This window comes from Clostridium sp. RTP31139st1_H3_RTP31139_211217 (assembly GCF_040227035.1).
In the GTDB taxonomy this organism is placed as follows: Bacteria; Bacillota; Clostridia; order Clostridiales; family Clostridiaceae; genus Clostridium; species Clostridium saudiense.
This window is the reverse complement of the sequence record NZ_JBCOAB010000013.1, coordinates 75,685-82,348: the sequence shown is the minus strand read 5'-3', so window position 1 is coordinate 82,348 and position 6,664 is coordinate 75,685. Positions and strand designations below refer to the sequence as shown.

6 protein-coding genes are annotated in these 6,664 nt (G+C 27.5%); 1 reads left to right on the top strand and 5 read right to left on the bottom strand.

The window, feature by feature from the left end; genetic code table 11:
- Positions 1-131: 131 nt before the first annotated feature.
- The 5 genes from ABUA17_RS07965 to ABUA17_RS07945 form a co-directional block, all read right to left on the bottom strand.
- Positions 132-755 carry a cyclase family protein gene (locus ABUA17_RS07965; protein ID WP_055277873.1) on the bottom strand — a complete coding sequence of 208 codons (624 nt, stop codon included), beginning with the start codon at positions 753-755 and terminating at the stop codon, positions 132-134.
- A 150-nt stretch (positions 756-905) separates the two neighbouring features.
- Entirely contained in the window at positions 906-1,346 is a 441-nt protein-coding gene (locus ABUA17_RS07960; RefSeq protein ID WP_042394990.1) for a dUTP diphosphatase, read from the bottom strand.
- Positions 1,347-1,462: 116 nt separating this feature from the next.
- The gene (locus tag ABUA17_RS07955) at positions 1,463-2,224 is read right to left on the bottom strand and encodes a prealbumin-like fold domain-containing protein (RefSeq protein ID WP_078061278.1); all 762 of its coding nucleotides are present in this window, start codon (positions 2,222-2,224) and stop codon (positions 1,463-1,465) included.
- Between the two features lie 72 nt (positions 2,225-2,296).
- Positions 2,297-4,156 carry a sensor domain-containing protein gene (locus ABUA17_RS07950; RefSeq protein ID WP_078061279.1) on the bottom strand — a complete coding sequence of 620 codons (1,860 nt, stop codon included), beginning with the start codon at positions 4,154-4,156 and terminating at the stop codon, positions 2,297-2,299.
- 158 nt (positions 4,157-4,314) lie between these two features.
- On the bottom strand, positions 4,315-5,601 hold the full coding sequence (locus ABUA17_RS07945) for a uracil-xanthine permease family protein (RefSeq protein ID WP_055277874.1): 1,287 nt from the start codon (positions 5,599-5,601) through the stop codon (positions 4,315-4,317).
- Between the two features lie 310 nt (positions 5,602-5,911).
- Between ABUA17_RS07945 and ABUA17_RS07940 the strand changes: the two genes are divergently transcribed.
- Positions 5,912-6,631, top strand: coding sequence for a polysaccharide deacetylase family protein (locus tag ABUA17_RS07940; RefSeq protein WP_042394996.1), 720 nt, complete (start codon positions 5,912-5,914; stop codon positions 6,629-6,631).
- Positions 6,632-6,664 lie beyond the last annotated feature (33 nt).

The window sequence follows — 6,664 nt, the reverse complement described above, 5'->3', positions numbered from 1 at the left end:
TGTCTTGGATACAAGACACCGTTAGAAGCATTTAACGAAGAACAAGCTAAGTGTTGCACTTAGCTTGACAATTCGTCATAAATAAAAATAACAGAATCCACTTGGTACTCTGTTATTTTTTATTTATATTATTAATATCCCTGATAAATTGCTACAGCTCTAACTAAACTAGCTTCACTTTGAACCTTTAAAGGTTGTGCAAACAATTGAATTTCTTCATTATATAAAAGCTTATTTAAATTAGTTAGATTTTCTAAAAGGAATATATCATTTTCAAACAATACATTATGAATTTCATAATTATCCCTATCTGGCGAAGGCATATCCATTCCTAACATCTTAATTTTCTTTTTTATTAAAAGTTCGGCTAACTCCCTACTTACTACTGGATGCTCAGTATAATACTCTTCTTTTCCATAAAAATTATCCCAACCAGTAAATAATAGAACTATATCATTTTCTTTAATATTTATATAATACTCATCCTTAACATCTATAATTTTCTCACCACGAACATCCAGTAATGCTACATTACCTATAAACCTTTCAATTGGATAATCTGATATATAACTTTTATTTTCTTGCATATGTAGCGGTGCATCAATATGTGTTCCTGCATGCATTTCTGTAGCTATAGAAATGCTATTATATCCATTTTCTATATAATCCTTTTCCTTTATTAAATTAACCTCTTTATCTCCCGGATAAACAGGCATTTCATTTTTTATTTCATGTGATAAATCAATGTACTTCATTTCTTCCCCACTTCTCCCTTTGATTGTAATAACCCCTTCTTTTGTTTATATTAACATATTTTACATTTAATTACAATAAACTTTCATTATTTCCTTATGTTTATATTTTAAACAAAAAGTCAGTTTTTATACTAACTTTAAATAAACACTTTAATTTGTTCCCGTAGTTCCAAATCCTCCACGATCACAATTACCAAAAGATTCAACCTCATCAAATTGAATTTCTGGCATTACTTCCATTATTCTAAACTGCCCTATTTTATCTCCAGTTCTTATCCATGTTCCATTATCGTGTTTTGCTTGTAAACAGTATACCGGCATATGCCATTGATCATTATCTCCAATATATGTGTCATCAACAACACCAACAGAATTAGTTTGTATTATACCCCAAGTTTTAAATGTTGAGCTTCTCGGTGCTAAATGTCCTTCCCATCCTTGTGGTAATTCTAAAGCAAATCCTAGTGGTACCATTGCTCTTTCATTTAGCGGCACAAATATATCCTTACTTGCATAAACATCTATCCAATTACCCTTACTAATTTTCTTTAATTTTGTTGCACCTTCAAAATATTTTATTCTTATTTTCATCTCTCGTATCTTCCTTTCATTTCTTATATGTAATTCTAACATAAAAAAGGATTGCAAGAAAAGTATAATATCTTTAAACTAATATCATACTAATCTACAATCCTTCTGTATTTTCTTTAATGATGTTTTATTTTATTTATGACTATAATACTTTCTTCTCTTAATTCATCATTAATAGTCACTTCATTCCATTGAATATATGTTGGCTTTTCAAAATACTTCCTATTTACAATTTCAATTACCCTATAACTTCCTTCTGCTAAATTATCAAAGATAACAACTCCATTCTTATCAGTATACTTTGAACTTATCATCTTTGGAGATAATCCGTTTAAAGCATATAAATTTATCTTAGCATCTGAAATATTACTTCCCTTTCTATCTCCCAATTTTGATATAACAGTAATCTTTCCAACTATTCTCTTTTCTTTCTTTCTTGCTTTTGTATAATTGCTATTATTTATAATCTTGTCTTCATTTTCTACTAGCCTTTCTTTTATATTATCATCTTCTAGTACTTTTTGATTAGCATAATTACTATTATCATTTACTTCCTTATTATCATTTACTTCTTCGTTATCATCTATAAAAGTTGCACCTTGAAGTTCTAAACTAAATCCATTATCAAGATTATAAGTTTTTACTTTCTTTTTATCCTTTTCTGAAATTATTGGTTTATCTACATTTTCTTTACAACTATTATCATTAGTAGCTTGATCAACTTCAACATCAGTTGCTTTAACATCAGTTGGGTCAACATCTATTATTGTTCCACTAGAATTTGATAATTTACCATTTCCTACGTTTGAGTCATTATCTATTGACTTATATTCATTTTCTAATTCGCTATCAAAATCATCTTCTATTCTTATACGCATAAAAACCTCCTAAAACCATATATTTACATAATACGCATTAAGAGGCCATTTTGTGCTTAAAAATTAAATTTTTTATATCATTTCTTTTATAATTTCAAATTTTTCTGGTTTGCTAAAATAATATCCTTGTGCAATATCACACTTCATTTTATCTAAGTATCCCAATTGTTCCTTAGTTTCTACACCTTCAGCAACTACTTTTAAATCTAAGCTGTGTGAAAGCTTTATTATACTTTCTGCTATATACTCACTTTTTTCGTCAACACCAATACCGTCTACAAAGCTTTTATCAATTTTCAATACATCTATTGGTAATCTTTTTAAATAACTTAATGATGAATATCCAGTTCCAAAATCATCAAGAGCAATGGATACACCTAATTTCTTTAAATTTAATAAAAGTTCTATATTTCTTGATACTGATTGCATAATAACCCCTTCAGTAATTTCGAACTCTATATATTCGGGAGGTATGTTATATTTATTAAGTAAAGCTGAAACAAAGTCTATAAATCCCTCTTCTCTCAATTGAATATCAGATATATTAATAGCTATATGAAATTTATTATCACTTGACTCATATAATTCTCTACATTTTTTAAAGCTTTCTTCAATAATATATTTTCCTAGCTCAACAATAAATCCCGTATTCTCAGCAATTGGAATAAATTCAGCAGGAGACACAAACCCTAACTCTTGGCTTACCCATCTTACTAATGCTTCAAATCCATTTACTTTTTCACCTTTAATAGATATTTTAGGTTGAAAAACCATAAATATTTCTTTCTTTTCTATGGAAGTTCTCAATGCTTTTTCAATATCGTATTGTCTCCTTAATAAAGTTAAAATATCAACATCAAAAAATCTAAATCTATTTTTTCCTTCTTCTTTAGCTTTATGCATTGCCATATCTGCTGTTTTTAATAGTATATCTAAATTATCTGCATCTCTTGGATACATACTAACCCCTAAACTTATAGAGCAATATATACTTTTATTATTAACTTCAATTGGCTTTCTTACACTAACCAACAATTTATTTAATAACTCTCTAATTTCATTTTCATCATGTACTCTAGAAAAAGCAATTACAAATTCATCTCCTCCAAATCTAGCAAATGTATGTCTTCCATCTAATTCTTTATTTACCCTTTCAGAAAGCTTTAAAAGTATCTCATCACCAACTTCATGACCATAAGTATCATTAATACTTTTAAAGTTATCTATATCATAAAAAATTAATCCTAACTTTGTACCACAACTAAGATTATCGTTTATTAACTCTTTAAATATTTCTGTAAACATCTTTCTGTTAGGAATTCCTGTTATATCATCATAATAATTCATAAAATGAATCTTTTGTTCAGCCTTTTTTTCATTGCTAACATCTGTTATTACTCCAGATAAACTATAAACCTTATCTTTTATAGTACCCTTTCCTGTATAATCAATATGAATTAACTGTCCATCTTTTGCCTTTATCCTATACTTAATATTTGATTCTAAGCACATTCTATTTAAACATATATTATTAAAATAATTTCTTACTCTATCACATTCCGAATCATCTACATATCTATACCACTCTTCTAATGTAATATTTTCTTTCTTTATTCCAAGTTCATTCTTTATCTTTCCTGAAATAAACAAACTATTTTTATCATCATCCCACTTCCAAATAGCTCCATTCATTGCTTCAATAGATAAAGCATAACCTTCTCTACACTTAATACACTCAGTATTTTTTACTTTTATTCTTATTAAACACTCTTCAATAATAAGTATTAAAACAGCCATTACCATTATCATTATAACTTCTATTGAATTTATCAAATTATACTGTACTAAAAGAAATATAGTTATTCCCATAAATAATATAAAAAATTTATTATATTTATATACTTTTTTATTACTTTTAATATTTAGGTTCATAATGACCTCCAAAATATATATTTATAAACTAATTTTATCATATACTTACAAAAATATATATATTTCTACTAAATTTATTAATATATTGTATATTTTTCTTATTAAAATAAATTAGCACTAAATAATATTTCTATTACTTAGTGCTATAATTAATATTTTTAATTGTTTTCTTTTTTTAATTTTGTAAATATTACATTAAGTAAAACACCTATAATTGCTGCAAAACTTAATCCTGATATACTTACTGTTTCAGTTATTTGTATTCCTATTGCTTTTTCTAAAAAATTTCCTGAAAGACCTATAATTAATATTGCTACCATTACAATGATATTACAAATATTAAATTCAACTTTTTCTCTTTTAATTGTTTTAACTCCAACAATTGCTATCATTGAAAATAACATTAAACTTATTCCACCCATTACTGGCTGTGGTATTGTTCTTATTGCTGCACCAAACTTTGCAACAAAACTTAATAATATTGCAAAAATAGCTGTTAATCTTAATATTGCTGGGTTATAATTTTTTGTTATTGCAAGTACTCCTGTATTTTCACCATATGTTGTATTTGCTGGCCCTCCTAAAAATCCTGCTGCTAAAGTCGCAAGCCCATCTCCTAGTAATGTTCTATTTAAGCCTGGATCTTCTATAAAGTTTTTACCTACAACTTCTCCATTTGTAGTAATATCACCTACATGTTCCATTACTACAGCTAAAACTACTGGTGCTATTATTGCAATCGCACCAATATCAAATTTAGGTAATGTAAAACTTGGTACAGCCACTAAACTTGCACTTTGAATTTCTGCTGTAGATACTAATCCTAACATTAAACTAATTACATATCCTACTACTACAGCTATTAAAATAGATACTTGAGATAAGAATCCTTTACTAAACTTTTTAATTAATAATGCTATTCCTAATGTTATGCATGCTATTATTACACTTACTACAGCATCATTTCCTCCTGAAGCTATAGACATTATTCCAGTCATATCTAGAGCTGTTGGAATTAAATTTAAACCAATTACTATTATCATTGGTCCTACTACTTGAGCTGGTAATACTTTTTTAATATTCTTTAATCCTATCTTTTTTATTAAAAAAGATACTGCTACATAAATCAATCCAACTACAATAATACCACCTTGAGCATATCTTAAATCGCCATTATATTTTTCTGAAACTGCTACTATTACTGGAATGAAAGCAAATGATGATCCTAAAAATACCGGAACCTTTCCCTTTGTACATAAATGGAATATTAATGTTCCAATCCCAGCTGAAAATAATGCTACTGATGGATCTAATCCTGTTAATATAGGTACTAATACTGTTGCCCCAAACATTGCTATTAGATGCTGCATTGCAAGAATAACCTTCATTACTCCATCCTTAACACTTCTCTTTTCTTTTAATAATTCACCTGTATATTGTGCCATAAAACACCCTCCCTATTTTCTTTTAAGGAGAATTTTAAATTCCCCCTTTTCAGCCTCACTGGACTGTTATTAAAGGCAAAAAAAATGCTTCTTACATTCAGTAAGAAGCTATAGTAACCCTATTAAAATAATTAATACTACAAACTTTTGAAACTTACCGAACTCTCTGATTCGACTTAAAGCTTTTTTTGTTATTATATACTCTTTTAAATAAAATATCAAGAAATATATTTTTAAAAATTGTACATACTAAAAATGAGTTAAATCTAAAGGTACTTATTAATCTTATAGTGAAAAGAGTGATTTTTATATGATGAAAAAATTATCGAATTTAACTTTATTTATTCTTATAGCATTACTTCTCTTTCCCCAAATAACCACATATTGTGATGATGACAATAAAGAATTTAATAAGAAAAAGGTTGTTTATTTAACATTTGATGATGCTCCTGGCGGAGAAGTAACTATAAAAACTTTAGACGTATTAAAGGAAGAAAATGTTCCAGCAACCTTCTTCATAATAGGTAATCAAATAAAAGGTCAAGAAGATATAATACTTAGAATGAAAGAGGAAGGTCATAGTATTGGTCTACATAGCTTTACTCATGAAAGAAATAAACTTTATAGTAGTTGTGATGGTTTCATTTCTGAAATGAAACGAGTTCAAAATGCCCTTTATGATGTTACTGGCGAAAATTACTGCATTTTAAGATTCCCTTATGGAACAAATAATAGTACCTATAGAATATCTAATGAAATGGTAAATGCAGTTCATTCTAATGGATTTAAAATATATGATTGGACTCAGGACACTTTAGACGGAGCAAATCCAAACTCCTCTCCAGATACTATCTTAAATAGATCTATATCTACAAAAGACAGTGTTGTAGTCTTAATGCACAATGCTTATGCAAATAAAAATACCGCTATAGCAATTAAAGGTATAATTAAATATTATAAAAGCCAAGGTTATACCTTTGAAAAAATAACTGTGGATACTCCTGAAATTTATCATGTACTAAAAAAATAATATATAAAAAGCTCATGTTAATTATTATATTTT

Bases quoted from the DNA above. Each gene is read 5' to 3' on its own strand.
- ABUA17_RS07965 (WP_055277873.1), bottom strand. From the start codon at position 755: ATGAAGTACATTGATTTATCACATGAAATAAAAAATGAAATGCCTGTT.
- ABUA17_RS07960 (WP_042394990.1), bottom strand. From the start codon at position 1,346: ATGAAAATAAGAATAAAATATTTTGAAGGTGCAACAAAATTAAAGAAA.
- ABUA17_RS07955 (WP_078061278.1), bottom strand. From the start codon at position 2,224: ATGCGTATAAGAATAGAAGATGATTTTGATAGCGAATTAGAAAATGAA.
- ABUA17_RS07950 (WP_078061279.1), bottom strand. From the start codon at position 4,156: ATGAACCTAAATATTAAAAGTAATAAAAAAGTATATAAATATAATAAA.
- ABUA17_RS07945 (WP_055277874.1), bottom strand. From the start codon at position 5,601: ATGGCACAATATACAGGTGAATTATTAAAAGAAAAGAGAAGTGTTAAG.
- ABUA17_RS07940 (WP_042394996.1), top strand. From the start codon at position 5,912: ATGATGAAAAAATTATCGAATTTAACTTTATTTATTCTTATAGCATTA.